The sequence below is a fragment of the Pseudomonas sp. CFII64 genome (assembly GCF_000416235.1).
Taxonomy (GTDB): domain Bacteria; phylum Pseudomonadota; class Gammaproteobacteria; order Pseudomonadales; family Pseudomonadaceae; genus Aquipseudomonas.
In genome coordinates this window covers 30,568-55,016 of the sequence record NZ_ATLO01000007.1, presented here as the reverse complement: position 1 = coordinate 55,016, position 24,449 = coordinate 30,568, and the positions used below count along the sequence as shown (strand labels likewise).

General features: G+C 56.7%; 24 protein-coding genes and 1 tRNA gene. 20 read left to right on the top strand and 5 right to left on the bottom strand.

The features are described from left to right. From CFII64_RS03735 to CFII64_RS03725, 3 genes are all read right to left on the bottom strand, one after another. Positions 1–957: a hypothetical protein gene (locus CFII64_RS03735; RefSeq protein WP_020289430.1), complete on the bottom strand. Its 957-nt coding sequence runs from the start codon at positions 955–957 to the stop codon at positions 1–3. Between the two features lie 85 nt (positions 958–1,042). After that, positions 1,043–2,758, bottom strand: coding sequence for a proline--tRNA ligase (locus CFII64_RS03730; RefSeq protein ID WP_020289429.1), 1,716 nt, complete (start codon positions 2,756–2,758; stop codon positions 1,043–1,045). Between the two features lie 171 nt (positions 2,759–2,929). Beyond that, positions 2,930–4,252 (bottom strand): OprD family porin, encoded by a 1,323-nt coding sequence (locus tag CFII64_RS03725; RefSeq protein WP_020289428.1) that lies wholly within the window; start codon positions 4,250–4,252, stop codon positions 2,930–2,932. Positions 4,253–5,266: 1,014 nt separating this feature from the next. Between CFII64_RS03725 and CFII64_RS03720 the strand changes: the two genes are divergently transcribed. Both CFII64_RS03720 and CFII64_RS03715 read left to right on the top strand, forming a co-directional pair. After that, the gene (locus CFII64_RS03720) at positions 5,267–5,698 is read left to right on the top strand and encodes an HIT domain-containing protein (protein WP_020289427.1); all 432 of its coding nucleotides are present in this window, start codon (positions 5,267–5,269) and stop codon (positions 5,696–5,698) included. Next, positions 5,695–5,901 (top strand): SlyX family protein, encoded by a 207-nt coding sequence (locus CFII64_RS03715; RefSeq protein WP_020289426.1) that lies wholly within the window; start codon positions 5,695–5,697, stop codon positions 5,899–5,901. Before CFII64_RS03720 ends, CFII64_RS03715 begins: the two co-directional genes overlap by 4 nt. A 66-nt stretch (positions 5,902–5,967) precedes the next feature. On the opposite strand, the gene CFII64_RS30435 is transcribed toward CFII64_RS03715, so the two are convergent. Then, on the bottom strand, positions 5,968–6,573 hold the full coding sequence (locus CFII64_RS30435) for a cold-shock protein (protein ID WP_020289425.1): 606 nt from the start codon (positions 6,571–6,573) through the stop codon (positions 5,968–5,970). A gap of 367 nt (positions 6,574–6,940) precedes the next feature. Between CFII64_RS30435 and CFII64_RS03705 the strand changes: the two genes are divergently transcribed. The 17 genes from CFII64_RS03705 to CFII64_RS03625 all read left to right on the top strand — a co-directional run bounded on the left by CFII64_RS03705 (position 6,941) and on the right by CFII64_RS03625 (position 20,704). Then, complete coding sequence (locus CFII64_RS03705) at positions 6,941–7,414, top strand: Dps family protein (RefSeq protein ID WP_020289424.1); 474 nt, start codon at positions 6,941–6,943, stop codon at positions 7,412–7,414. A 326-nt stretch (positions 7,415–7,740) separates the two neighbouring features. Continuing rightward, entirely contained in the window at positions 7,741–8,088 is a 348-nt protein-coding gene (locus tag CFII64_RS03700; RefSeq protein ID WP_044901144.1) for a ribbon-helix-helix domain-containing protein, read from the top strand. Between the two features lie 315 nt (positions 8,089–8,403). After that, the gene (gene aspS / locus CFII64_RS03695; protein WP_020289422.1) at positions 8,404–10,179 is read left to right on the top strand and encodes an aspartate--tRNA ligase; all 1,776 of its coding nucleotides are present in this window, start codon (positions 8,404–8,406) and stop codon (positions 10,177–10,179) included. Positions 10,180–10,305: 126 nt separating this feature from the next. After that, positions 10,306–11,052: a YebC/PmpR family DNA-binding transcriptional regulator gene (locus tag CFII64_RS03690; protein ID WP_020289421.1), complete on the top strand. Its 747-nt coding sequence runs from the start codon at positions 10,306–10,308 to the stop codon at positions 11,050–11,052. Positions 11,053–11,180: 128 nt separating this feature from the next. Beyond that, complete coding sequence (gene ruvC / locus CFII64_RS03685; RefSeq protein WP_020289420.1) at positions 11,181–11,705, top strand: crossover junction endodeoxyribonuclease RuvC; 525 nt, start codon at positions 11,181–11,183, stop codon at positions 11,703–11,705. Positions 11,706–11,824: 119 nt separating this feature from the next. Beyond that, positions 11,825–12,433: a Holliday junction branch migration protein RuvA gene (gene ruvA / locus CFII64_RS03680; protein ID WP_020289419.1), complete on the top strand. Its 609-nt coding sequence runs from the start codon at positions 11,825–11,827 to the stop codon at positions 12,431–12,433. Further along, a complete protein-coding gene (ruvB, locus tag CFII64_RS03675; protein ID WP_020289418.1) occupies positions 12,434–13,492 on the top strand; it encodes a Holliday junction branch migration DNA helicase RuvB in 1,059 nt (352 codons plus the stop codon). 137 nt (positions 13,493–13,629) lie between these two features. Continuing rightward, a complete protein-coding gene (gene ybgC / locus CFII64_RS03670) occupies positions 13,630–14,097 on the top strand; it encodes a tol-pal system-associated acyl-CoA thioesterase (protein ID WP_020289417.1) in 468 nt (155 codons plus the stop codon). Then, complete coding sequence (tolQ, locus tag CFII64_RS03665; protein ID WP_020289416.1) at positions 14,087–14,782, top strand: protein TolQ; 696 nt, start codon at positions 14,087–14,089, stop codon at positions 14,780–14,782. The genes ybgC and tolQ overlap by 11 nt, the downstream gene beginning before the upstream one ends. Positions 14,783–14,796: 14 nt before the next feature. Further along, complete coding sequence (gene tolR, locus CFII64_RS03660) at positions 14,797–15,261, top strand: protein TolR (protein WP_020289415.1); 465 nt, start codon at positions 14,797–14,799, stop codon at positions 15,259–15,261. Beyond that, positions 15,261–16,373 (top strand): cell envelope integrity protein TolA, encoded by a 1,113-nt coding sequence (gene tolA, locus CFII64_RS03655; RefSeq protein ID WP_020289414.1) that lies wholly within the window; start codon positions 15,261–15,263, stop codon positions 16,371–16,373. The genes tolR and tolA overlap by 1 nt, the downstream gene beginning before the upstream one ends. Positions 16,374–16,423: 50 nt before the next feature. Then, positions 16,424–17,674, top strand: coding sequence for a Tol-Pal system beta propeller repeat protein TolB (gene tolB / locus CFII64_RS03650; protein WP_020289413.1), 1,251 nt, complete (start codon positions 16,424–16,426; stop codon positions 17,672–17,674). 52 nt (positions 17,675–17,726) lie between these two features. Then, positions 17,727–18,227 carry a peptidoglycan-associated lipoprotein Pal gene (pal, locus tag CFII64_RS03645; protein ID WP_020289412.1) on the top strand — a complete coding sequence of 167 codons (501 nt, stop codon included), beginning with the start codon at positions 17,727–17,729 and terminating at the stop codon, positions 18,225–18,227. Positions 18,228–18,233: 6 nt separating this feature from the next. Further along, positions 18,234–19,055, top strand: coding sequence for a tol-pal system protein YbgF (ybgF, locus tag CFII64_RS03640; protein ID WP_080290868.1), 822 nt, complete (start codon positions 18,234–18,236; stop codon positions 19,053–19,055). Between the two features lie 171 nt (positions 19,056–19,226). Continuing rightward, the gene (gene queE, locus CFII64_RS03635) at positions 19,227–19,874 is read left to right on the top strand and encodes a 7-carboxy-7-deazaguanine synthase QueE (protein WP_020289410.1); all 648 of its coding nucleotides are present in this window, start codon (positions 19,227–19,229) and stop codon (positions 19,872–19,874) included. 16 nt (positions 19,875–19,890) lie between these two features. Then, complete coding sequence (gene queC / locus CFII64_RS03630; RefSeq protein WP_020289409.1) at positions 19,891–20,565, top strand: 7-cyano-7-deazaguanine synthase QueC; 675 nt, start codon at positions 19,891–19,893, stop codon at positions 20,563–20,565. A 63-nt stretch (positions 20,566–20,628) separates the two neighbouring features. Next, positions 20,629–20,704, top strand: a tRNA-Lys gene (locus CFII64_RS03625). A 243-nt stretch (positions 20,705–20,947) separates the two neighbouring features. Here CFII64_RS03625 and mqo read toward each other — a convergent pair. Then, on the bottom strand, positions 20,948–22,597 hold the full coding sequence (mqo, locus tag CFII64_RS03620; RefSeq protein WP_020289408.1) for a malate dehydrogenase (quinone): 1,650 nt from the start codon (positions 22,595–22,597) through the stop codon (positions 20,948–20,950). A 716-nt stretch (positions 22,598–23,313) separates the two neighbouring features. Here mqo and nadA point away from each other — a divergent pair. Then, entirely contained in the window at positions 23,314–24,372 is a 1,059-nt protein-coding gene (nadA, locus tag CFII64_RS03615) for a quinolinate synthase NadA (RefSeq protein ID WP_020289407.1), read from the top strand. Positions 24,373–24,449 lie beyond the last annotated feature (77 nt).

Genomic DNA, 24,449 nt, shown 5'->3' with positions numbered 1-24,449 from the left:
TCAGGGTTTGGCGCCGGGATCGGCGACTAGACGACCGGCATCCTTGGCCAGGGATTTTACAAACTCATGCTGCAACTGGGGATCATTGCGTGTCAGTTCGATCAGGCTCTGCTCCAGTTCGCTGGCTTCATCTTCAAGGCCCAGTTCCGAAAGACGCTTGACGCGATAGACCCACTGGCTGACTTCATCATCTTCCAGGTCATCGTAGATCAGGCCGTGGGCCTCAATTAACTTGCCACGCAACAGTTTGCTGATGGGCAGATCCGCGTTGGCGTGAACCTTGTCCTGATCATCTTCGACGCTGATGTAGATCCGTGTGACGTGGCTCAGGTCCTGCTCGGCGAATGGACTGTCCAGCAGGCTCAGGCGCAACACGCCATTGCGATCGGTGGTCAGCTCGTGGGTTTGCGTCCCTGACTTGACCAGCACCGGGCGTTCGTTCCAGGGCAAGGTCGAGTTCTCGATTTTCTTGTCCTTCTGGACTTCGTCGATATGCGCCAGGTTTTGTTGCGCGCGGCCATTGGACGGCGCGTTCATGAACGGGTTGAGCCCGGCCACGCCATAGTTGATCCAGTCCTTGGTCACGCTGTCCGGCAGCTGGCCGAAGGCCAATACGTTGACCACGTTGGCGCCAACACCGGCCACTACCGCGACAGCGCCCAGCGGAATCTCATAGATTTCCCGCCACGGCTGGTAAGCGGTGTAACGATCGTAGCGGCGGGTGACTTCGAATTCGGTGACTTCAAAGGTTTTTTGTTCGTGGATGCGCACACGGCGCTGGGGCAGCTCAAGGGTCTTGGGCTCGCCCATATCAATTTGCAGGGTATGTTCGAGCAATTTGCGTTCGACACGCTCTTCATGCTCGCTGCGCTGTGACAAGTGGTTGGCACAGCCGCTGACAAGCAGGCTGGCGCACAAGGCTGTACAGCCGAGGCTTAAGGATCTTCGCTTGAACATGGGATCTCTTGATGCGGATAAGGCGCGGTGCCTGAACCGGGCGCGCTCGGCACTCGTTTTGGCGAGTGGCGAGCGCGCCCATGACTCAGCGGCGGATACGGGCCTGAATAAACGACAACACATCAGCAACCGGCAGGGCCTGGGCCTCAGGCTCAATGCGGCTCTTGTACTCAAGATTGCCTTCGGCCAGGCCGCGGTCGCTGACCACGATGCGATGGGGGATGCCAATCAGTTCCATGTCGGCAAACTTGTTGCCAGGACTGGTTTTCTTGTCGCGGTCATCCAGCAGCACTTCGAAACCAGCGGCTTTCAGTTCGGCATACAGTTTGTCAGTGGCTTCACGCACCGCTTCGGTTTCATAGCGCAACGGAACCAGGGCGATCTGGAAGGGCGCCAGGGTGTCATTCCAGATAATGCCGTTGGCATCGCTGTTCTGCTCGATGGCTGCGGCGACAACCCGGGAAACGCCGATGCCGTAGCAACCCATGGACAGGTTGACCGGCTTGCCGTTTTCGCCCAAGACCTGGCATTTCATGGCTTCGCTGTACTTGGTGCCCAGCTGGAAAATGTGACCGACTTCAATGCCGCGCTTGATCTCAAGCGTGCCTTTGCCGTCCGGGCTTGGATCGCCTGACACGACGTTGCGCAGGTCGGCAACGGTCGGAACAGGCAGATCGCGTTCCCAATTGACGCCAAAGTAGTGCTTGTCGTCGATGTTGGCACCGATGCCGAAGTCGCTCATCAGTTCTACCGAACGATCGATGATGCAAGGCAGCGGCAGATTCAGCGGACCCAGGGAACCGGCACCGGCGCCAATGGCGTCGCGCAACTCGGCTTCGGATGCCATGACCAGAGGGCTGGCGACCAGTTCCTGCTGGGCAGCCTTGATTTCGTTCAGCTCATGATCTCCACGGATGATCAGTGCGATCAGCTTGCCTTCTTCAGCAGCATGCACGACCAAGGTCTTGATGGTCTTTTCGATAGGCAGATTGAAGCCTTCGACCAGTTGCGCAATGGTCTTGGCGTTCGGCGTATCGATCAGGCGCAGCTCTTCGGTCGGCGCGGCGCGAGAAGTTTCCCGTGGAATCGCTTCGGCCTTCTCGATGTTGGCGGCGTAATCGGAGCCATTGCTGAATACGATATCGTCTTCGCCGGACTCGGCCAGCACGTGGAACTCATGGGAGCCCGCGCCGCCGATGGAGCCGTTGTCTGCTTCCACCGGGCGGAACTTCAGCCCAAGGCGGGTAAACACGTTGCAATACGCCAGATGCATGCGGTCGTAGGTTTCCTGCAGGGAAGCCTGATCGGCATGGAACGAGTAGGCGTCCTTCATGACGAACTCGCGGCCGCGCATCAAGCCGAAGCGCGGACGGATCTCGTCGCGGAATTTGGTCTGGATCTGGTACAGATTGATCGGCAGCTGTTTATAGCTGTTGAGCTCGTTGCGGGCCAGATCGGTGATCACTTCTTCGTGGGTCGGGCCCAGGCAGAATTCGCGATTGTGCCGGTCGGTCAGGCGCATCAACTCAGGACCGTACTGTTCCCAGCGGCCGGATTCCTGCCACAGCTCGGCGGGCTGGATGCCCGGCATCAATACTTCGAGCGCGCCAGCAGCGTCCATTTCTTCACGAACGATGGCTTCGACCTTGCGCAATACACGCAGGCCCATGGGGAGCCAGGTGTAGAGGCCGGAAGCAAGTTTGCGAATCATGCCGGCACGCAGCATCAGCTGGTGGCTGACGACGACCGCATCGGAAGGGGTTTCTTTCTGTGTGGCGAGCAAAAATTGACTGGTGCGCATGGGAGGCCGTTGTCGGTTGCTGAGACTAGAAATGACTGGGCATTGTACGGGGCCGAGTTACCCCCGTACAGCGCAAGGCCTCCGAGGGAGGCGATGCTGATTACTTTATTGCCTGAATGAAAAAGCCCGGCATCAGCCGGGCTTTTTCCGAAACGAGTAGCTGACGTGCGATTACAGGATCGAGATCGGGTAGTCGACAATCAGACGGAACTCGTTGATATCGCCTTCGCCCTGGTCAGCATTGGCGCGGTGCCATGCTTGACGGATGCGGAACGACAGGTCTTTGGCTGGACCGGTTTGAAGCACGTATTTGGCTTCAAGGTTGGTCTCGTGGTGCTTGCCGTCTTCACCGTACAGGCCAGCATAAGTGCTGTTAGTAGGGGTGTTGGTGCCGTCGATGTCATAACCTTTGATGTAGCGGGTCATGAAGCTCAGGCCAGGAACGCCGTATGGAGCCATGTTCAGGTCGTAGCGAGCCTGCCAGGATTTCTCGCCAGGACCGTTGAAGTCGGAGTACTGGATGGAGTTGGCCAGGAAGATCGAGTCGCCGCCGCGGTTGTTGTCGCCGATACCGATGTAGTCGAATGGCGTATCACCGTTAACCTTCTGGAATGCCAGGGTCAGGGTGTGTGCGGCCAGGAACGAGTAGGCAACGGAGCCGGAGAACGCGGTGTTGCTGATGTCGCCTGCTTTGGCGCTGCCTTCATCGACGGTGCGATACAGGTTGGCGTCAAATGCCAGGGACTGGGTATCAGTCAGCGGCAGGGCGTAGTTCACGTTCGCGTAGTACTGGTCCCACACGTCTTCAAGCTTGGCACCATAAAGGGCAACGCCAAGGTTGTCGGTGATCGCGTATTTGCCGCCAACGAAGTCTGCGCTCTTGGCTGTAACGCCGGCATAGGTAGCCCAGATGTTACCGCTGTGGCTGGTGTCGTCCTGGCTGGTGCCGGAGTAGAAGTGACCGCCTTCCAGATCCAGACCTTTGATCTCGCTGCTCTGCAGGCTGATACCGCTGGCAGTTTGTGGCAACAGACGGGAACCGCCTACTGCGAACACTGGGCTGGTAGGCTGCATGTCACCGAGTTTCAACTCGGTTTTCGAGAGACGGAACTTAACAGCGCCACCGGCTTTGCCGAAGCTGTCTTCGTTTTCGCCCTGGCTGTTGGTGACCAGGTTGCCCGAACCGGAATATTTGTCCTGACCGTCAAGCTTCAGGCCGAAATAACCGAAAGCTTCAACGCCCACACCGATGGTGCCTTGAGTGTAGCCAGAGCTGAACGTTCCCCAGAAACCTTGCGTCCAGTCTTTGTCATCAACGGCGCCATCTTTCTTGTCGCGATTGAAGTAGTAGTTGCGAGCCTTGAGGTCAAGCTTGCTGCCCTCAACGAAACCTGTTGCTTCTGCCTGATCGCTGACGAACGCTGCTGCCGTTGCCAGTTGGGTGCTGGCTGCAGTAACTGCCAGTGCGATTGCGCTCCACTTCATCACTCTCATCGTGACTTGCTCCTTTGGTTTTTAAGAAGAGTTGCTGCCGACCCACCTGTTTTTTTATCTGGGACGGCTCTTTCTTTTTTGTGTCGGCGAAACTTATATCACGCTGACAATGGTGGCGATAGTTACAGACCTATCCTTTCGAAATCTTTACGGCGGTGTCGCAAACTGCTCTGTCCATGTCGCAAAAATGCACTGTTTCCATATCGACTCTACAACTACCGCATTACCTTTTTACGACCTAAGCATAGGGTGAAACAGTCTAAGCCCGGTTTCCAAGTAATGCCTGGGTAAGCCTTCGCATTCTCACGATAGCCGGATCCTGTTTTCCGCCAGGGTCCGTGCCAACCTTGTGAGTGATATAGCAACAACCGTGCACAAAGCTCATCGCGATGAGAAAAATTTGTGAAAAATGCAGTATTTACCTCGCTTTCAAGATGTAACGTGTTGAATTATATAGTTTTTAAAATTATTAAATTTCTTTTGAATTCGCGCTGTTGGCGCTTTTTCAGGCTTGCACGGCTGTGCGGAACGTTACTTTCTGCCCACCGGCATGGGTAAATTCTGGATAGGCAGGCTTTATGGCCAGTCGGAGTGGGTTGTTTTGGTGCGCGTCGGGCTCTCAGTGCCTGAAGCTGGCACATCCAGGCAATCTGTAAGCTTTTTGGACCCAACGGGCGTTTCATCAGGCTCTCAGCAAAACCGCCTGGAGGAATTTGACGCCCGCCAATCGCGTTTATAGGTAGCGATTTGTAACAACCGTATCAGCGCTGAAAACCTTTAATCTGCGGCCCAAATGAGTGCATTTTGTCAGTTGGCGGTCATTCCTGGTGCAGGCCAGTCTTCGTCGGTGCAGGATTCGGGGGTCGTCGTCCTTTGCGCCAGCCCGCGCCAGACGTCATGTAACTGAACCGGGCAGTGAACTCGAACTTATTCCCGAGTATCCTGCTGGGTAATGCGCCATACACTTAAACGAGGGTGCGCAAGAAACCTAACCTGACGATCAGGAGTTATACCGTGTTCGTTCTCGACTCACGTTTACAGGCGGATACAGTGCCCATTGGCGATTTTTCGTTATGTAGGCTGCTGTTATCCAACGATTCAAACTATCCCTGGTTTGTCCTGGTGCCCAAGCGGCCGGATATTAGTGAAATATTTGAGTTGGCACTTGAAGATCAGTTGCAGTTGTGGCAGGAAACAACTGCGTTGTCAGTGATTCTCAATAAGATATTCGCTGCTGACAAAATCAATGTTGCAGCGCTGGGTAATGTAGTGAGTCAGCTACACATGCATGTTATCGCTCGACGACACAGCGATCCGGCATGGCCGGCGCCGGTGTGGGGCAAGCACCCGGCGCAGCCTTATACGGCGCAGCAGGTATCGACCATCGTGCAGCAGCTGCGCAGCGAGCTGACCATTGGCTTTACCTTCGTGGAGGAATTGTCATGACCGTTGAAGCAAGAGTGACCGAGCTCGAAAGCCGACTGGCTTTCCAGGACGACACAATTCAAGCGCTGAATGACGTACTGGTGACCCAGCAGCGCGCACTTGACCGACTGCAACAGCAAATGGCTGCGATGCTCAAGCGCCAGGAGGAGATGGGAAGTCAGTTCGACACCTTTGAGGAAGATGCGCCGCCGCCCCACTATTAATAGCCGCGGGTGCAAAAAAACGCGATCTCCGGAAGGAGGTCGCGGTTTTTTTATCAGGCGAGGCAATCAGCGGCGGGGAAGTGCCGCGATGACGTCTTCTGCTTGCAGGCCTTTGTCTCGGTTCATGACCGAGAACTCGACACGCTGCCCTTCTACGAGGACACGATGGCCTTCGCCGCGAATGGCGCGGAAGTGAACGAAGATGTCATCGCCCGAATCCCGGGAAATGAAACCAAAACCCTTGGAAGTATTGAACCACTTCACGGTCCCTGTATCGCGGTTGGTCATGTCATGACTTTGCGCGGCGGGGGACGGCGACGATCGATAGAAGCTGATCCCGATGTGCAGGGCGACCGCAAGTGTGGCGGCGATCAGGCCCAGCATGATTGCGGGTTGACCGGCGACGATCTCCAGCGGGACAAGCAAGGTGAGGATTTGAAGAACAACGGCAAGAATGAGCAACGCACTGACAAGGTTTTGCAATTGATGACGTGGACCCCGGTTCCAATAGGGGATCACTGGTGCAAGCAATAGATTGAGCAGGCCGAAGAACGCCAGATAGAGCGCATCGGGTTGCAGGAGATATGAAGACAAGGCTTCACTGCGCAGGCTGGGGATGAAGGAAAGCAGCAGGGCTGCGGCTCCCGTTAGCAGGTGAACGATTTTCAACATGTTGATAACTCACATTAAGATGGATCACGAGGAAATAGCTGATGACACCCGGTACGCTTCTGGAAAAGTGGAGGCGTGCTGCACGAGCGAAGGTCAGCCTATGCGTTGCAGGAAAAGTCAGCAACGACACGCGGTGTATTTAACAGCAAAGCATGGGGCATCTCAAATCAGCAGCCTGCGGGTCCGTCGGCATTGCTGGAAATGCGTCAAGCAAAGCGACGAGCGGTGGGCGGCGGCAGTGTCCTGGTGCGGATTTTTTCCTCGACGTGCCAGCGTACTGATGGCTGAAGCTGCTGCGTCAAGGCCATTCTCTTGGTAGAGTGCCCGCTGTACCTGCTGAATAATCCATCTCTATAAGGGGAAAAACATGGCAATCGATATTGGTATCAGCGAAGAAGATCGTAAGTCGATCGTTGACGGTCTTTCTCACTTGCTCGCAGATACTTACGTGTTGTATCTCAAAACCCACAACTTTCACTGGAATGTCAGCGGCCCGATGTTTCGTACGCTGCATTTGATGTTCGAAGAGCAATACAACGAACTCGCCCTCGCGGTGGATTCGATTGCCGAACGCATTCGCGCATTGGGTTTCCCTGCGCCGGGTACCTATACAACTTACGCTCGCCTGTCGTCTATCAAGGAAGAAGAAGGCGTGCCAAGTGCTGAAGCCATGATCAGAAGTCTGGTTCAGGGTCAAGAAGCAGTTGTCCGCACAGCTCGTAGTATTTTTCCTTTGTTGGATAAAGTCAGCGATGAGCCGACTGCTGACTTGTTGACCCAGCGGATGCAAGTGCACGAAAAAACAGCCTGGATGCTGCGCTCGATGCTTGAGACCCATTAAGCTCCTGCCGAGCGACGCATCCGCTGCGTCGCTCAGTTCATGACTTCCTGACCGCGCCTTCGGCCCCTGTAGCTTCCCTCCCTGATCGGGCCGGCGTTCGCCGATATTTTCCGTAACTACATAAATATTAAACACCCACCAAGCATTCAGGTCGGTTATCGCCAGGCGGAAAGTCTGTTTCGCCTATCAATTGTAGTGATCTCCTACACAGTAAGAGTAATGGCTCTACTGGCTATAACGTCGAGATTCGGGCTTTATAAGCAGGCACATTTATTTATATTTAAATGTTTCTTCATGAAGTCTGAATTGATCTGTGTAGAGGAAATATCACCATGGTTCGAGGGGTTGAACGCGACGTACAAGACTTAAACCGTCACGGGAAAATACGTAATGATCCTTTTGTCGAAGATTTCAACATGAACCTGGCGCAACCGCACTCCAAGTCGGTGCGCCTCAATGGGTTGGCAACTTGCCTGCGGCTGGAAAACGTTTACTGGAACATTCTAGGAACCATTGCCCGATCAAATAATTGCTCGGTCAATGCGGTGCTGTCCTACATCGACAGGGAAGTTCACTTACGCTATGGCGGTGTGAAAAATTTCAGCGGTCTCATCAGGGTGGTCTGTGTGGCTCATGTCCTGAAAGGCGATAACCTGGATCTGGTCCAGGCGTAGGTTGGATACGCTCCCATTTTCTGCGGGCTCGCCAGCATGGCGGGCCCGCGCTGCATGCTTCCTGATGCTTGCGCTTCGCGACGCATGGGCGGCTGCGACGAACTTATCCTGCCCAGAGGGGTTCGTGCGGCTGCACGGCTTCGATTAACCCTATATAATCCCCCGCCTTGCCAAAACGGGCATGCTTCTGCGCAAACAGAGCGCCCAGCGATGAGCTGACAGCTTGAACTGCATGCCTGGGCTCTTGCACTATTGAGCGCAAGCCAAGAGCGAAAGCTCCACCGAATTTCGAATTACGGAAGTGAAACCACCATCATGATGCGCAGCCATTATTGCGGCCAACTGAACGAGAGCCTGGAAGGTCAGGAAATTACCCTTTGCGGATGGGTTCACCGCCGTCGTGACCACGGAGGGGTGATTTTCCTCGACATCCGTGATCGCGAAGGTCTGGCCCAGGTGGTCTTCGACCCGGATCGCGCCGACACCTTCGCTGCCGCCGACCGCGTGCGCAGCGAGTATGTCGTCAAGATCACCGGCAAGGTGCGTGCTCGTCCTGCGGGCGCAGTGAATGCCAATATGGCCTCGGGTGCCATCGAAGTACTCGGTTACGAGCTCGAAGTGCTGAACGAGTCGGAAACCCCGCCGTTCCCGCTGAACGAGTACTCGGACGTCGGCGAAGAAACCCGCCTGCGTTATCGCTTTATCGACCTGCGTCGTCCGGAAATGGCCGAGAAGCTGCGTCTGCGTTCGCGCATCACCACCAGCATCCGTCGTTACCTTGATGACAACGGCTTCCTCGACGTCGAGACGCCAATCCTGACCCGTGCGACGCCAGAAGGCGCCCGTGACTATCTGGTGCCGAGCCGCACACATCCGGGCAGCTTCTTCGCCTTGCCGCAATCGCCGCAGCTGTTCAAGCAGCTGCTGATGGTTGCCGGCTTCGATCGTTACTACCAGATCGCCAAGTGCTTCCGCGACGAAGACCTGCGTGCCGACCGTCAGCCTGAATTCACCCAGATCGACATCGAAACCAGCTTCCTTAATGAAGAAGACATCATCGGCCTGACCGAGAAGATGATTCGTCAGCTGTTCAAGGAAGTTCTCGACCTGGAATTCGACGCTTTCCCGCACATGACCTTCGAAGAGGCCATGCGTCGTTACGGTTCGGACAAGCCGGACCTGCGTAACCCGCTGGAACTGGTCGACGTTGCCGATCAGCTCAAGGACGTCGACTTCAAGGTGTTCAGCGGCCCGGCCAACGACCCGAAATGTCGTATTGCCGCTCTGCGTGTTCCAGGCGGGGCAAGCATTCCGCGCAAGCAGATCGACGATTACACCAAATTCGTCGGCATCTATGGTGCCAAGGGCCTGGCGTACATCAAGGTCAATGAGCGGGCCAAAGGCGTTGAAGGCCTGCAGTCGCCAATCGTCAAGAACATCCCGGAAGCCAACCTCAACGTGATCCTCGATCGTGTTGGCGCGGTGGATGGCGATATCGTGTTCTTCGGTGCGGACAAAGCCAAGATCGTCAGCGAGGCCCTGGGCGCGCTGCGGATCAAGGTCGGTAACGATTTCAAGCTGCACACCTGCGAGTGGGCCCCTATGTGGGTCGTGGACTTCCCGATGTTCGAAGAGAACGATGACGGCAGTTTCACGGCGCTGCACCACCCGTTCACCGCACCCAAGTGCAGCCCGGAAGAACTGGAAGCCAATCCGGCAACCGCTCTGTCCCGCGCTTACGACATGGTGCTCAACGGCACCGAGCTGGGTGGCGGTTCGATCCGTATCCATCGCAAGGAAATGCAACAGGCGGTCTTCCGCTTGCTGGGCATTGCCGAAGACGAGCAGCAGGAGAAGTTCGGCTTCCTGCTCGACGCCCTGAAATATGGCGCGCCACCCCACGGTGGTCTGGCATTCGGTCTGGATCGTCTGGTCATGCTGATGACCGGCGCCCAGTCGATTCGTGAAGTCATTGCCTTCCCGAAAACCCAGAGTGCTGCCGACGTGATGACCCAGGCGCCTGGCGTGGTAGACGCCAAGGCGTTGCGTGAATTGCACATCCGTTTGCGCGAACAGCCTAAAGCCGAGTAATACCGGGCGGGGCGTATCGCGTTGTTTGTTGACGTCGATGCGCCCCGTTTGCGTTTTGGCCGGGCAAGCTTGTGTCGGTTGTGCTGCGACACACATGAACGTGTTGAAAAGAATCTGGAGCGAGATATGGCAGGTCATTCTAAGTGGGCGAACATCAAGCACCGCAAAGAGCGTCAGGATGCCAAGAAAGGCAAGATTTTCACCAAGTGGATTCGTGAACTGACCGTCGCTGCCCGCCAGGGCGGTGGTGATCCGGGCACCAACCCGCGCTTGCGTCTGGCGCTGGACAAGGCGCTGGGTGCGAACATGACTCGCGACACCATCGATCGTGCGGTTGCGCGTGGCGCCGGTGCAGCCGAAGGTGACGATGTAGAAGAACTGGGTTACGAGGGTTACGGGCCGGGCGGCGTGGCGGTGATGGTCGAAACCATGACCGACAATCGCAATCGCACGGCGGCAGCGGTTCGTCATGCATTCGTCAAATGTGGTGGCAACCTGGGGACCGATGGTTCGGTTGCCTATCTGTTCGACCGCAAGGGGCAGATTTCCTTTGCTGCGGGGGTTGATGAAGACGCGTTGATCGAAGCCGCGATGGAGGCCGATGCCGACGACGTGGTGACCAACGAAGATGGCTCCATCGACGTATTTACGTCCTTCGCCGGTTTTTATGCCGTCCGCAACGCCCTTGAGGCCGCAGGTTTCAAGGCTGCGGACGCCGAAATCGTCATGCTGCCGACCACCAGCGCCGTGCTGGATCTGGAAACTGCTGAAAAAGTCCTCAAGCTGATCGACATGCTCGAAGACCTGGATGACGTGCAGAACGTCTACTCCAATGCGGAAATTCCGGACGAAGTCATGGAACAGCTTGGCTGACAGCGTGTTGTCAGCGCTACACAGAAGCCGGAGATCCGACGCGGTGTTGATTACATCGCTATCGGCCTCCGGCTTCTGCCTTTATGCTGCGCTCTTTGGTATGCGTCACTTCTCAAGCTGCAGGCGTTATGACTCTTATTCTTGGTATCGACCCCGGTTCGCGAATTACCGGCTATGGCGTGGTGCGTGACACCGGGCGTGGGTGTGTCTATGTGGCATCGGGTTGCATCAGAACCGGAAGCGGCGAGCTGCACGAGCGCTTGCAGATTGTCTATCGCGGCGTACGTGAGGTCATTCAAACCTACGGCCCGGTGACCATGGGTATCGAAAAGGTCTTCATGGCGCGCAATGCCGACTCGGCCCTCAAGCTGGGGCAGGCGCGGGGTGCGGCGATTGTTGCCGGCGCCGAGGAAAGCCTGGAAATCGCCGAATACACCGCGACCCAGGTCAAGCAGGCGGTGGCGGGGACCGGCGGCGCGAATAAAGAGCAGGTCATGATGATGGTCATGCATTTGCTCAAACTGACTCAAAAACCGCAGATCGATGCTTCGGATGCCCTGGCGATTGCCTTATGCCATGCGCACACCCGTTCCAGCCTGATTCCCCATGGCCTGGGCACCGCGCGAAGCCGCGGTGGCCGGTTGCGGTTATAGCGCAAGGGTCTGGCTGTGAAGTATTTTTTGCTTGCAGGGCGTGTCACTCCTGCAATGATTGCGAGCATTGATTTGCCGTTGGCCCTGACCGGGGTCGGCGCTATGAAAGGATCCGATACGTGATTGGACGCTTACGCGGCTTTTTGGCCGAGAAACAGCCGCCGCATCTGGTGTTGGACGTCAACGGCGTCGGTTATGAGCTGGAAGTCCCCATGACTACACTCTATCGATTGCCACATGTTGGCGAGCCGGTGACGCTGCACACCCATTTGGTGGTACGTGAAGACGCGCACCTGCTCTACGGGTTCTACGAAAAGCGTGAGCGCGAGCTGTTTCGCGAACTGATCAGGCTCAATGGCGTCGGCCCGAAACTGGCGCTGGCCTTGATGTCAGGTCTGGAAGTCGACGAATTGGTGCGTTGCGTGCAAGCTCAGGACACTTCGGCCTTGACCCGGATTCCGGGTGTGGGCAAGAAAACCGCCGAGCGCCTGCTGGTCGAACTCAAGGACCGGTTCAAGGCCTGGGAAACATTACCTGGCACTTTTACCCTGGTTTCCAATGGCCCGAATGCGCCGGAACCGGTAGCGTCAGCAGAGTCCGACGCGGTCAGCGCGCTGATTTCCCTGGGCTACAAACCTCAGGAGGCGAGTAAAGCCGTTTCCGCGATCAAGGAAAAAGACTTGAGCAGTGCTGATTTGATTCGACGTGCCTTGAAGGGAATGGGTTAAGTGATTGATGCTGACCGCCTGATAACCGCCACTGGCGGCCGTGATCGTGACGAACAACTGGATCGCGCGATTCGCCCACTCAGCCTTGCCGACTACATTGGCCAGCCCACCGTGCGCGAGCAAATGGAGTTGTTCATCAAGGCCGCGCGCGGTCGTAAGGAAGCCCTTGATCACACGCTGATCTTCGGCCCGCCTGGCCTCGGCAAGACCACACTGGCGAATATCATTGCCCAGGAAATGTCGGTTTCGATCAAAAGCACCTCCGGGCCGGTGCTGGAGCGGCCGGGTGACCTGGCGGCGATCCTGACCAATCTGGAACCCAATGACGTGTTGTTCATTGATGAAATCCACCGGTTGTCGCCGATTGTCGAGGAAGTGCTGTACCCGGCAATGGAAGATTTCCAGCTGGATATCATGATCGGCGAAGGTCCGGCCGCACGTTCGATCAAGCTTGATCTACCGCCGTTCACCCTGGTGGGCGCGACCACTCGCGCGGGCATGCTGACCAACCCGTTGCGCGACCGCTTCGGGATTGTCCAGCGCCTGGAGTTCTACAGCATCCCCGACCTGACCACGATCGTGACTCGCTCTGCAGGGATTCTCGGCCTGCCCATCGAGCCGGAGGGCGCGTTTGAAATCGCCCGTCGCGCGCGGGGCACGCCGCGCATCGCCAACCGATTGTTGCGTCGCGTCCGGGATTTCGCTGAAGTGCGCGGCAATGGGCAGATCACCAAATCCATTGCCGACCTGGCGTTGAACCTGCTGGACGTCGATGAGCACGGTTTCGATCACCAGGACCGGCGTCTGCTGTTGACCATGATCGAAAAGTTCGACGGCGGTCCGGTAGGTGTCGATAGCCTGGCGGCGGCAATCAGTGAAGAGCGTCACACCATTGAAGATGTGCTCGAACCCTATTTGATCCAGCAAGGCTATATGATGCGCACACCTCGTGGCCGTGTGGTGACCCGGCATGCGTACCTGCACTTTGGTTTGAATCTGCCTTCGCGGATGGGGGAAATGCCGGTCGCGGAAGATTTTGTCGAGAATAATGACAATTAAAAAGCTGCCGACCACCGATTTATTCGGGGTTTGCGTGGTCAGACTGGCAGTTGCGCCAATCTGTCAGGGAATATCCTGCAAAACCTTGAAAAACAGTTGCCTGGCGGATTGGCAAGCTGAGGAGTAAGCACTAGAGTATGCGCGCGCAAAACGGGGTTCAGTCGTTCGCACATCGTTGTCGGGTTTATTACGAAGACACCGATGCTGGCGGCATCGTCTATTACGTCAATTATCTGAAATTCATGGAGCGGGCTCGTACCGAGCGGCTGCGGGAATTGGGGTTCGCCCAATCCGCGCTGGCGGGGGAGAACCTGTTGTTCGTCGTGCATTCCAGCGAGGCGCGTTATCACAAGCCGGCGCGGTTGGATGACGAATTGCTGGTCAGCGCCGAAGTAATCGAATTGAACCGTGCCAGCCTGCGCTTCAAGCAACAGGTCAGGCGGGCCGCGGATGCAACGCTGCTCTGTGAAGGGCAGTTTTTGGTGGCGTGCGTACGCGCCGATAGTTTGAAACCCCGGGCCATTCCCGAAGCTTTGCGTGCGGCCTTTGCCGACCAGAGCGGCGCGGGTACACATTCAGAGCAGGAGATAAAGCGTGGAAGCTAACGTCGTCGACCATTCCTCCATGTGGAGTTTGGTCAGTAATGCCAGCGTCGTGGTTCAGTTGGTGATGCTGATCCTGGTGGCTGCTTCAGTCACTTCGTGGGTCATGATTTTTCAGCGCAGCAATATGCTGCGCGCCGGGCGGCGTGCGCTGGAAAGCTTCGAGGAGCGTTTCTGGTCCGGTATCGATTTGTCCAAGCTGTATCGTCAGGCTGGCAGCAACCCGGACCCGGATTCCGGTGTAGAGCAGATCTTCCGCGCTGGCTTCAAGGAATTCTCCCGTCTGCGCCAACAGGCCGGTGTCGATCCTGATGCGGTCATGGAAGGCGTGGCACGTGCCATGCGCGTGGCTATTTCCCGTGAAGAAGAAAAACTGGAAGCCGGCCTGTCGTTTCTTGCCACTGTCGGTTCCACCAGCCCCTACATCGGCCTGTTCGGCACCGTCTGGGGCATCATGAACTCCTTCCGTGGCCTGGCTACCGCGCAACAGGCGACACTCGCCACTGTTGCACCGGGTATTGCCGAAGCCTTGATCGCAACAGCCATTGGCCTGTTCGCGGCGATTCCTGCAGTAATCGCTTACAACCGTTTCGCCGCTCGCAGCGAGACCTTGATCAGCCGTTACTACACCTTCGCCGACGAATTCCAGGCCATCCTGCACCGTAAAGTGCACACCAGCGAAGAGTGAGCAGGTAATTCCCAATGGCTTTAATCGCTCGAGATCGACGCAAAAAGCGCAAGCCGACCGCTGAAATGAACGTGGTGCCGTACATCGACGTGATGTTGGTGCTGCTGGTCATTTTCATGGTCACCGCACCCATGATCAATCAGGGCGTGAAAGTTGATTTGCCCAAAGTCTCCAGCGAGGCTTTGCCGCAGGACAACAACAACCAGGTCCTGACCATTTCGATCAAGGCTGACAAGACCTACTACTGGAACCTTGGCAGCGAAGTCGATACCGACAAGCAGATGGACAAGGCAATGACCCTGCCGCAGCTGACCTCGGCGGTGACCAAGATCGTCGCCTCCGGTCGTGAAGCGGGCAAGCAGACGCAGGTCTTCATTCGTGGTGACAAAACCGTTGATTACGGCTCGGTGATGGGCACGATGGGCGGGTTGCAGAAAGCCGGGGTCGGCAATGTTGGTTTGATTACTGAGGCACCCTGATGCAGCCAATTCGAGAGCCTTCCGCCTCGGAAAGCTACTTCTGGCCTGGTATCTGGGCCGTGGCCCTGCACATCCTGATTTTTGGCCTGCTCTTCGTCAGCTTCGCCATGACTCCGGATCTGCCGGAATCCAAGCCTATCGTTCAGGCAACGCTTTACCAGCTCAAATCCAAGAGCCAGGCGACGACCCAGACCAATCAGAAGATTGCCGGCGAGGCGAAGAAGTCCGCTGCGCGCCAGACTGAAGCCGAGCAGCTGGAACAGAAATTAGTCGAGCAGAAAAAGCAGGAAGCTGTAAAAGCTGCGGAACAAAAGAAAGAAGAGGCCGCTCAAAAAGCCGAGGAACAAAAGGCTGAAGACGCGGCAGAGAAGGCTGAGCAGAAAGCAGAGGAAGCCAAAAAGGCCGATGACGCCAAGAAAGCCGACGATGCAAAGAAAGCTGACGAAGCCAAGAAAGTGAATGACGCTAAAAAGGCTGAAGAGAAACAACTGGCCGATATAGCCAAGAAAAAAGCCGAAGAAGACGCCAAGAAAAAGGCCGAAGAAGACGCGAAGAAAGCCGCCGCAGAGGAAGCCAAGAAACAGGCTGCCGATGATGCGAAGAAAAAAGCGGCAGAAGACGCGAAGAAGAAAGCCGCTGACGACGCCAAGAAAAAAGCGACCGAAGACGCCAAGAAGAAGTCCACCGCCGATGCGGCCAAGAAGGCGCAGGAAGCGGCACGTAAATCAGCCGAAGAGAAAAAGGCTCAGGCCCTGGCTGACTTGCTCTCTGATAAACCGGAGCGGCAACAGGCGTTGGCGGACGAGCAAGGCGATGAAACGGCAGGTAGTTTCGATGATCTGATTCGTGTGCGAGCTTCAGAAGGTTGGAGTCGACCACCGTCAGCGCGCAACAATATGTCGGTAATACTGCAGATCGGGATGCTGCCGGACGGTACGATATCGTCTGTGTCGGTGGCCAAATCCAGCGGCGACGGTCCGTTTGACAGTTCCGCGGTAGCAGCGGTCAAGAATATTGGGCGTTTAACAGAAATGCAGGGCCTGAAGCCGGCTGACTTCGCTCCCTATCGTTCATTCAAGATGACATTCACACCTGGAGATCTAGCCTTGTGATCAAGCTTTTTCGAGGATTGCTAGTAGTCGTTCTCTGTTGTGCAGCCACATTGGTCGCCGCAGATGAAAAGAACATTCTGGTCACGAGCGGCAGTGACCGTGCCACCCCGATTGCTGTCGTGCCGTTTGGCTGGCAGGGCGGGGCGGTGTTGCCTGAAGACATGGCGGAAATCGTCAGCAATGACCTGCGTAACTCGGGTTATTACTCGCCGATTCCAAAGCAGAACATGATCAGCTTGCCGACCCAGGCCAGCGAAGTCATTTTCCGTGACTGGAAAGCGCTGAATGCGCAGTACGTGATGGTAGGCAATATTGTTCCTGCAGGCGGTCGCCTGCAGATTCAATACGCTTTGTTCAACGTCGCGACTGAACAGCAAGTGCTGACCGGTAATGTTTCGGGCACCAACGATCAACTGCGCGACATGGCGCACTACATCGCTGACCAGTCTTTCGAAAAGCTGACCGGCATCAAGGGCGCGTTCTCAACCCGTATGCTGTACGTGACCGCTGAACGTTTCTCGGAAAACAACACGCGCTTCACCCTGCAACGTTCGGATTACGACGGTGCCCGTGCAGTGACGCTGTTGCAGTCCCGTGAGCCGATCCTGTCGCCGCGTTTCGCGCCGGATGGCAAGCGCATCGCTTATGTATCGTTCGAACAGAAGCGTCCGCGTATCTTCGTTCAACACATTGATACCGGTCGCCGCGAGCAGATCACCAACTTCGAAGGCCTGAACGGCGCGCCTGCATGGTCGCCGGATGGCAGCAAGCTGGCGTTCGTACTATCCAAAGACGGTAACCCGGAAATCTACGTGATGAACCTGGCCTCCCGTGCCTTGAATCGCGTGACCAATGATTCTTCGATCGATACCGAACCGTTTTTCGGCAAAGATGGCTCGACGATTTACTTCACATCGGATCGTGGCGGCAAGCCACAGATCTATAAAACCAACATCAGTGGTGGCGGTGCCGAGCGAGTGACCTTTATTGGTAACTACAACGCTAACCCGAAATTATCGGCCGATGAAAAGACGCTGGTAATGATTCACCGGCAGGACGGCTTCACTAATTTCAAGGTTGCAGTGCAAGATCTGGCTCGGGGAAGTGTAAAAATCCTCACAGATAGCAACCTAGATGAGTCGCCTACTGTCGCACCCAACGGCACCATGGTAATCTACGCCACCCGCCAGCAGGGCCGGGGAGTCTTGATGCTCGTGTCCATTAATGGACGCGTAAGGCTCCCGCTTCCTACCGCTCAAGGCGAAGTCAGAGAACCTTCCTGGTCCCCTTACCTGAACTGACGCGGCGCTACACGTTTTGCTTAACACACTGGGGTTCATTAGGAGTTTCAAGATGGAAATGCTGAAGTTTGGTAAGTTTGCTGCGCTGGCTCTGGCCATGGCTGTAGCTGTAGGTTGCTCGTCCAAAGGCGGCGACAATGCCGGTGCAGGCGCTGCTGTTGATCCAAACGCTGGTTACGGCGCAAACACTGGTGCTGTTGACGGTTCCCTGAGCGAAGAAGCTGCTCTGCGCGCCATCACCACTTTCTACTTCGAATACGACAGCTCGGACCTGAAGCCAGAAGCCATGCGCGCTCTGGATGTTCACGCCAAAGACCTGAAAGGCAATGGCGCTCGCGTCGTTCTGGAAGGCAACACCGACGAACGTGGTACTCGTGAGTACAACATGGCACTGGGCGAGCGTCGTGCGAAAGCCGTTCAACGCTACCTGGTACTGCAAGGTGTTTCCCCAGCTCAGCTGGAACTGGTTTCCTACGGCGAAGAGCGTCCAGTTGCTACCGGCAACGACGAGCAGTCCTGGGCTCAAAACCGTCGCGTCGAACTGCGTAAGTAATTTGACATGCGAACGTGCCGACGTGCTCTAACCGTTTTGGCCCTCACCCTTCCACTTGTTGCGTGGGGTGCGGCTCCTGTGGTCGATAACAATTCTGGCTCTGGTAGCAGCAACAGTTATCCGCCAGCGGGTTATGGCACGTCCGGCGCCTATGCCGGGGGAGGGGTTTCGGCTCCCCCCTCGGCACAAGGTCAGCTGTTCATGCAGTTGCAACAGATGCAAGACGAAATCGCGCGTTTGCGCGGTATGGTCGAGGTCCAGCAAAACGATATCCAGCGCATGAAGCAAGAAGCGCTTGAACGGTATCAGGATCTGGATTCACGCATAGGAGCAGGCGGCGCAGCCGCAGCGGCTACCAATAATTCTCAACCCGGTGGCGGTGAAATCAACGCCAGCGGAGCTCCTGTCGCACCGGCGTCTCAAGCGCCGGCCGCAGGTACTGAAGCCCCTGATCCAGCGAAGGAGAAGCTTTATTACGAAGCTGCCTTCGACCTGATCAAGGCCAAGGATTTCGATAAGGCCAGTCAGGCTTTTACCGCTTTCCTGCGCAAGTATCCAAACAGCTTGTACGCGGGCAATGCCCAGTATTGGCTGGGTGAAGTGAATCTGGCCAAAGGCGACCTGCAAGGCGCCGGTCAGGCCTTCGCCAAGGTCAGCCAGCTTTATCCCAAGCACGCCAAGGTGCCGGACTCGTTGTACAAGCTCGCTGATGTCGAGCGCCGCCTCGGTCATACCGACAAGGTGAAAGGCATTTTGCAGCAGGTTGTCGCTCAGTATCCGGGCACATCGGCTGCGCAGCTGGCGCAACGCGATCTGCAGCGTCTCTGACGTTCTGACCCGAAACTCAAGAAAGCCGCGCTTGTCGCGGCTTTTTTCGTTAGAATTCGGCACCCGAAATTCCGGTATTTATTACGCTTCTCTGGATTCTGCGTGTGCAGGGTGCCTTGAAGTGCCTGACGGAGGCGGACGGCCTGTTTAGCTGTTACGCCCGTGGCCCCTATGCAAGACACATTACGTATCACCGAAATCTTTTACTCGTTGCAGGGTGAAACACGTACAGCTGGGCTGCCCACTGTATTTGTCCGCCTTACCGGCTGCCCGTTGCGCTGCCAGTATTGCGACAGTGCCTACGCCTTCAGTGGCGGTACGATTCAAACGCTGGACGCCATCGTCGAGCAGGTCGCCAGCTACCGGCCCCGCTATGTCTGTGTGACCGGTGGCGAGCCGTTGGCCCAGCCCAACGCCATTCCACTGCTCAAGCGGCTCTGTGATGCCGGTTACGAGGTCTCGCTGGAAACCAGCGGTGCCCTTGATATCTCAGCAGTGGACACCCGCGTCAGTCGCATCCTCGATCTCAAGACGCCTGGCTCATTGGAGGTCGCACGCAATCGTTATGAAAATATCGACCTGCTGACCCCGAACGATCAGGTCAAATTCGTGCTGTGTTCACGCGAGGACTACGACTGGGCGGTTTCCAAGCTGATTCAGTATGGTCTGGAGCGTCGCGCGGGCGAGGTGCTGTTTTCGCCGAGCCACCATGAACTGAACGCACGGGATCTGGCCGACTGGATCGTTGCCGACAACCTGCCTGTACGCCTGCAAATGCAGTTGCATAAATTTCTCTGGAACGATGAGCCGGGGCGCTGAGATGAGTGAATCAACCATGACTGAAAAACGTGCGGTAATCCTGTTGTCTGGCGGCCTGGATTCGGCCACCGTCGTGGCTATGGCCCGCGCCGAGGGTTATGCCTGTTACACCATGAGCTTTGATTATGGCCAGCGCCACCGCTCGGAGCTTGATGCAGCTGCGCGCGTCGCCCGCGACCTTGGCGCTGTCGAGCACAAGGTGATCGGCCTGAACCTGAATGGCATGGGCGGCTCGGCGCTGACCGACAGTTCCATCGCTGTCCCGGAAACCCCCGGCGAAGGCATTCCGGTGACGTACGTTCCGGCACGCAATACGGTTTTCCTGTCACTGGCCCTGGGCTGGGCAGAAGTGCTCGGCGCACGGGATATCTTTATCGGTGTCAATGCGGTGGATTATTCGGGTTACCCGGATTGCCGGCCGGAATTCATCGAGTCGTTTCAGCGCATGGCTAATCTGGCCACCAAGGCTGGCGTTGAAGGTAACGGCTTCACGATTCAGGCGCCGCTGCAGAATCTGAGCAAAGCCGAAATCGTTCAGGCTGGAGTGCGTCTGGGCGTCGATTACGGCCTGACGGTTTCCTGCTATCAAGCGGACGATCAGGGCCGTGCCTGCGGCAAATGCGACAGCTGCCGCCTGCGCGCAGAGGGCTTCGCAAACGCCGGAATTACTGACCCAACCCGTTATTTTTAAATTAATTACAGTTAGGTGTTGAATTACTCATAGAAATCAGTAATATACGCGCCACGCAACAGAGGGTCGTTAGCTCAGTTGGTAGAGCAGTTGGCTTTTAACCAATTGGTCGTAGGTTCGAATCCCACACGACCCACCATTTTTAGATGTAGTAGTTGTAAAGCTGTAAGGCCCGTGAAAATGTGGCCTTACAGCTTTTTTTTGCGTCCGTTTTTTCATCAGGCGATTTCGAGTCGGATCGATTCCGTTGGCGGGGTCAGGCACACCGCGTTATCGTTCTTCGCGAGCAAGCTCGCTCCCACGGGGCAGCCGTGGATCCGACAAGCAGGCAGCAAAAAGCCCCGTCAGACGCTGTCTGACGGGGCTTTGTTTTACCGGTGTCTTACAGCGCCATGTCGGCCGCTGGATTGCTTGGCTTCGGTGCTGCAGCCTTGTCAGAGGCCGCAGCAGGCGCCACGACCTGATTGTTCACAGGTGGCGGCGGAGTCAGTTGCAGGACTTCGGCGGTGTAGGCCCATTCCTTGGCAACGGCTTCCGGGCTGGTGTTCAGCTTGGTGCCGTAGCTCGGAACGATCTGGTGCAGTTTTTCTTGCCAGGCCGGTGTCGCGACTTTGTCCTTGAAGACCTTCTCAAGCACGCTCAGCATGATTGGCGCAGCAGTCGACGCACCAGGCGAAGCGCCGAGCAGACCGGCAATGCTGCCATCCTGGGACGCAACGATCTCGGTGCCCAGCTTCAGGACGCCGCCTTTCTCTTCGTCGCGCTTGATGATCTGCACGCGTTGACCGGCTTGCCACAGGCGCCAGTCTTCTTTCTTGGCGTTCGGGAAGTATTCTTTCAGGGCGTTATAGCGATCATCGTCGGACAGCATCAACTGGCCAGCCAGGTATTCAACCAGCGGATACTGTTCGATACCCACTTTGGTCATCGGCCAGATGTTGTGCAGGGTCGTGCTGGTCAGCAGATCCAGGTACGAGCCTTCTTTCAGGAACTTGGTGGAGAAGGTCGCGAATGGGCCAAACAGAACGACGCGCTTGCCATCCAGCACGCGGGTGTCCAGGTGCGGAACCGACATGGGCGGTGCGCCGGTCGACGCGATGCCGTAGGCCTTGGCCATGTGCTGCATGGCGATGTCCTGGTTCTCGGTGACCAGGAACGAACCGCCAACCGGGAAGGCCGCGTAGTCCTTGGCTTCCGGGATACCCGACTTCTGCAGCAGATGCAGGGCACCGCCGCCCGCGCCGATGAACACGAACTTGGCGTCGGTCGTGGTTTCGGTGCCGTCTTTCAGGTTCTTGTACTCGACGCGCCACGAACCGTCTTTATTGCGGGTGATGTCCTGCACTTCGCTGGACAGCTTCAGCGTGAAGTTCGGTTGCGCTTTCAGGTGGCCGACAAACTGACGAGTGATCTCGCCAAAGTTGACGTCGGTGCCGATCGGGCTCCAGGTGACCGCAAGTTTCTGCGCTGGATCACGACCTTCCATCATCAACGGAACCCACTTCTTGATCTGCTCTGGGTCCTCGGAGAACTGCATGCCGCTGAACAGCGGGCTCGCCTGCAATGCGTCGTAACGTTTTTTCAGGAACTTGATGTTGTTGTCGCCCCACACGAAGCTCATGTGCGGCGTGGAGTTGATGAACGAGCGCGGGTTCTTCAGCACGTCGTTCTTGACCTGCCAGGACCAGAACTGACGCGAGATCTGAAAGGCTTCGTTGATTTCGATGGCCTTGGAGATATCGACTTTGCCGTTCTTGTCTTCTGGCGTGTAGTTCAGCTCGGCCAGGGCAGAGTGACCGGTGCCGGCGTTGTTCCAGCCGTTGGAGCTTTCTTCGGCGACGCCGTCAAGACGCTCGACCATTTCCATCGACCAGCCCGGTTCCAGCTCGTTGAGCCAGACCGCGAGGGTCGAACTCATGATGCCGCCGCCGATCAGTACCACATCGACTTTTTTGGTCTCGGCTGCATGAGTAGGCATGATGCCCATCGACATGGCCAGGCCCAGCAGGGCCGTGTTCACTTTCTTCAACATGCTGTAAATCCATATGGTAGGACGCCATGCGCCTGCCTTGCTGATCAGGGATCCTGCGGCTCACGGTAAGCCGGAAGATGTCCGTCACCAGTTTCGGAAGGTGATGGGCACACAAGGCTTAATAAAGCTTAGCCTCACTTTTATGTCCCGCCTGTGCTGACTTTTTATTAGTCATTGGCTTCAGCTACTTGGGGCGACACTGATTTTGGTAACTCATTGGCTGATAAGTCCGAGATATCCGGCCCATCTGCAAACCTGCTCGCCGCGCCCGGCAAGCGTTCGCGCTGCGACGTTGTGCCCCATGCTGCCGAAACGACGCTGGTGCATAATTCGCTGATTTGTCGCGAGCACGGTTTGTTGGGGCGGCATGATATCGGATCGCAGCGTCAATGTCGTAGCCTCGAAACAATATCGGCTGCGCGAGTCTGACTCTGGAAAGGATGAATAAGTGGCGCAATGCCGCTAATGGTGGTATTCGATGCCGCGCAAATCATTGGTAAATCCATAGCGGGCTGGCTAGAATCCGCTCCGCCTTCAGCGGCTTGATCGACCGGTTTGCCGCCGTCCAGATCAGATCCGAACCCTACGACCCAAGGTCGACATACTTATAAAGCTGGAAGGCCCGTGAGAAACGAGGAATTCCGGCTTTTTTGCTGTCTGCCTTTCGGGTGTAAACTCGCCTTACGCGCTATAGAGCGCTTTCAGGTTCAGTGAACATGACGCAGATTTCCGAACGCCTTCTGGTCCAGGCCCATCTCGATGCCAAGCAGCCCAAAGAGCTGAGCCTCGACGAACAGGCCCATTACCGCGCTGCGATTGCTGCCGAACTCAAGGCGCAGAACGCCGTGCTGGTGGCTCACTATTATTGCGACCCGGTTATCCAGGCCCTGGCCGAGGAAACGGGTGGCTGTGTGTCCGATTCCCTGGAAATGGCCCGCTTCAGCAACAGCCATTCGGCGCAAACCGTGCTGGTCGCCGGGGTCCGTTTCATGGGCGAAACGGCGAAGATCCTCAATCCCGAAAAACGCATCTTGATGCCGACCCTGGAGGCCACCTGTTCGCTGGATCTGGGTTGCCCGGTGGATGAGTTTTCTGCCTTTTGCGATCAGCATCCTGAGCGCACCGTGGTGGTTTACGCCAATACCTCGGCGGCGGTCAAAGCCCGGGCCGACTGGGTGGTGACTTCCAGTTGCGCACTGGAAATCGTTGAAAGCCTGATGGACAACGGCGAGAAGATCCTCTGGGCACCGGACAAACACCTGGGTCGTTACATCCAAAAGGAAACCGGTGCCGACATGCTGCTGTGGGACGGCGCCTGCATCGTCCACGAAGAATTCAAGTCCAAGCAGTTGGAAGACATGAAAGCGCTGTATCCGGACGCGGCGATTCTGGTCCACCCGGAGTCGCCGGAATCAGTGATCGATCTGGCGGACGCAGTGGGCTCCACCAGCCAGTTGATTGCCGCTGCGCAGACGCTGCCAAACAAGATGTTCATTGTTGCGACTGATCGGGGCATTTTCTACAAAATGCAGCAGCTGTGCCCGGACAAGATCTTCATCGAAGCGCCTACCGCCGGCAACGGCGCGGCCTGCCGCAGTTGCGCACATTGCCCATGGATGGCGATGAATACCCTGGAGCGCACGCTGCAATGCCTGCGGGAAGGGACTAACGAGATATTCGTCGACCCGGCGGTGATCCCCAATGCCGTACGTCCGTTGCAGCGCATGCTGGACTTCACCCGCGCCGCGCGGATGAAGCTGGCGGGGAATGCTTGAGGTCGATGCCGCAATGTAGGAGCGAACTTGTGCGCGAGACGATGTTTGCGAGCAACCAGGAATATCGCCTCGCCAAC

Excerpts from the sequence above, each read along its gene's own strand:
- CFII64_RS03735 (WP_020289430.1), bottom strand. The coding sequence starts at position 957 with ATGTTCAAGCGAAGATCCTTAAGCCTCGGCTGTACAGCCTTGTGCGCC.
- CFII64_RS03730 (WP_020289429.1), bottom strand. The coding sequence starts at position 2,758 with ATGCGCACCAGTCAATTTTTGCTCGCCACACAGAAAGAAACCCCTTCC.
- CFII64_RS03725 (WP_020289428.1), bottom strand. The coding sequence starts at position 4,252 with ATGAGAGTGATGAAGTGGAGCGCAATCGCACTGGCAGTTACTGCAGCC.
- CFII64_RS03715 (WP_020289426.1), top strand. The coding sequence starts at position 5,695 with ATGACCGTTGAAGCAAGAGTGACCGAGCTCGAAAGCCGACTGGCTTTC.
- CFII64_RS30435 (WP_020289425.1), bottom strand. The coding sequence starts at position 6,573 with ATGTTGAAAATCGTTCACCTGCTAACGGGAGCCGCAGCCCTGCTGCTT.
- CFII64_RS03705 (WP_020289424.1), top strand. The coding sequence starts at position 6,941 with ATGGCAATCGATATTGGTATCAGCGAAGAAGATCGTAAGTCGATCGTT.
- aspS (WP_020289422.1), top strand. The coding sequence starts at position 8,404 with ATGATGCGCAGCCATTATTGCGGCCAACTGAACGAGAGCCTGGAAGGT.
- CFII64_RS03690 (WP_020289421.1), top strand. The coding sequence starts at position 10,306 with ATGGCAGGTCATTCTAAGTGGGCGAACATCAAGCACCGCAAAGAGCGT.
- ruvC (WP_020289420.1), top strand. The coding sequence starts at position 11,181 with ATGACTCTTATTCTTGGTATCGACCCCGGTTCGCGAATTACCGGCTAT.
- ybgC (WP_020289417.1), top strand. The coding sequence starts at position 13,630 with ATGCGCGCGCAAAACGGGGTTCAGTCGTTCGCACATCGTTGTCGGGTT.
- tolR (WP_020289415.1), top strand. The coding sequence starts at position 14,797 with ATGGCTTTAATCGCTCGAGATCGACGCAAAAAGCGCAAGCCGACCGCT.
- tolA (WP_020289414.1), top strand. The coding sequence starts at position 15,261 with ATGCAGCCAATTCGAGAGCCTTCCGCCTCGGAAAGCTACTTCTGGCCT.
- pal (WP_020289412.1), top strand. The coding sequence starts at position 17,727 with ATGGAAATGCTGAAGTTTGGTAAGTTTGCTGCGCTGGCTCTGGCCATG.
- ybgF (WP_080290868.1), top strand. The coding sequence starts at position 18,234 with ATGCGAACGTGCCGACGTGCTCTAACCGTTTTGGCCCTCACCCTTCCA.
- queE (WP_020289410.1), top strand. The coding sequence starts at position 19,227 with ATGCAAGACACATTACGTATCACCGAAATCTTTTACTCGTTGCAGGGT.
- queC (WP_020289409.1), top strand. The coding sequence starts at position 19,891 with ATGACTGAAAAACGTGCGGTAATCCTGTTGTCTGGCGGCCTGGATTCG.
- mqo (WP_020289408.1), bottom strand. The coding sequence starts at position 22,597 with ATGTTGAAGAAAGTGAACACGGCCCTGCTGGGCCTGGCCATGTCGATG.
- nadA (WP_020289407.1), top strand. The coding sequence starts at position 23,314 with ATGACGCAGATTTCCGAACGCCTTCTGGTCCAGGCCCATCTCGATGCC.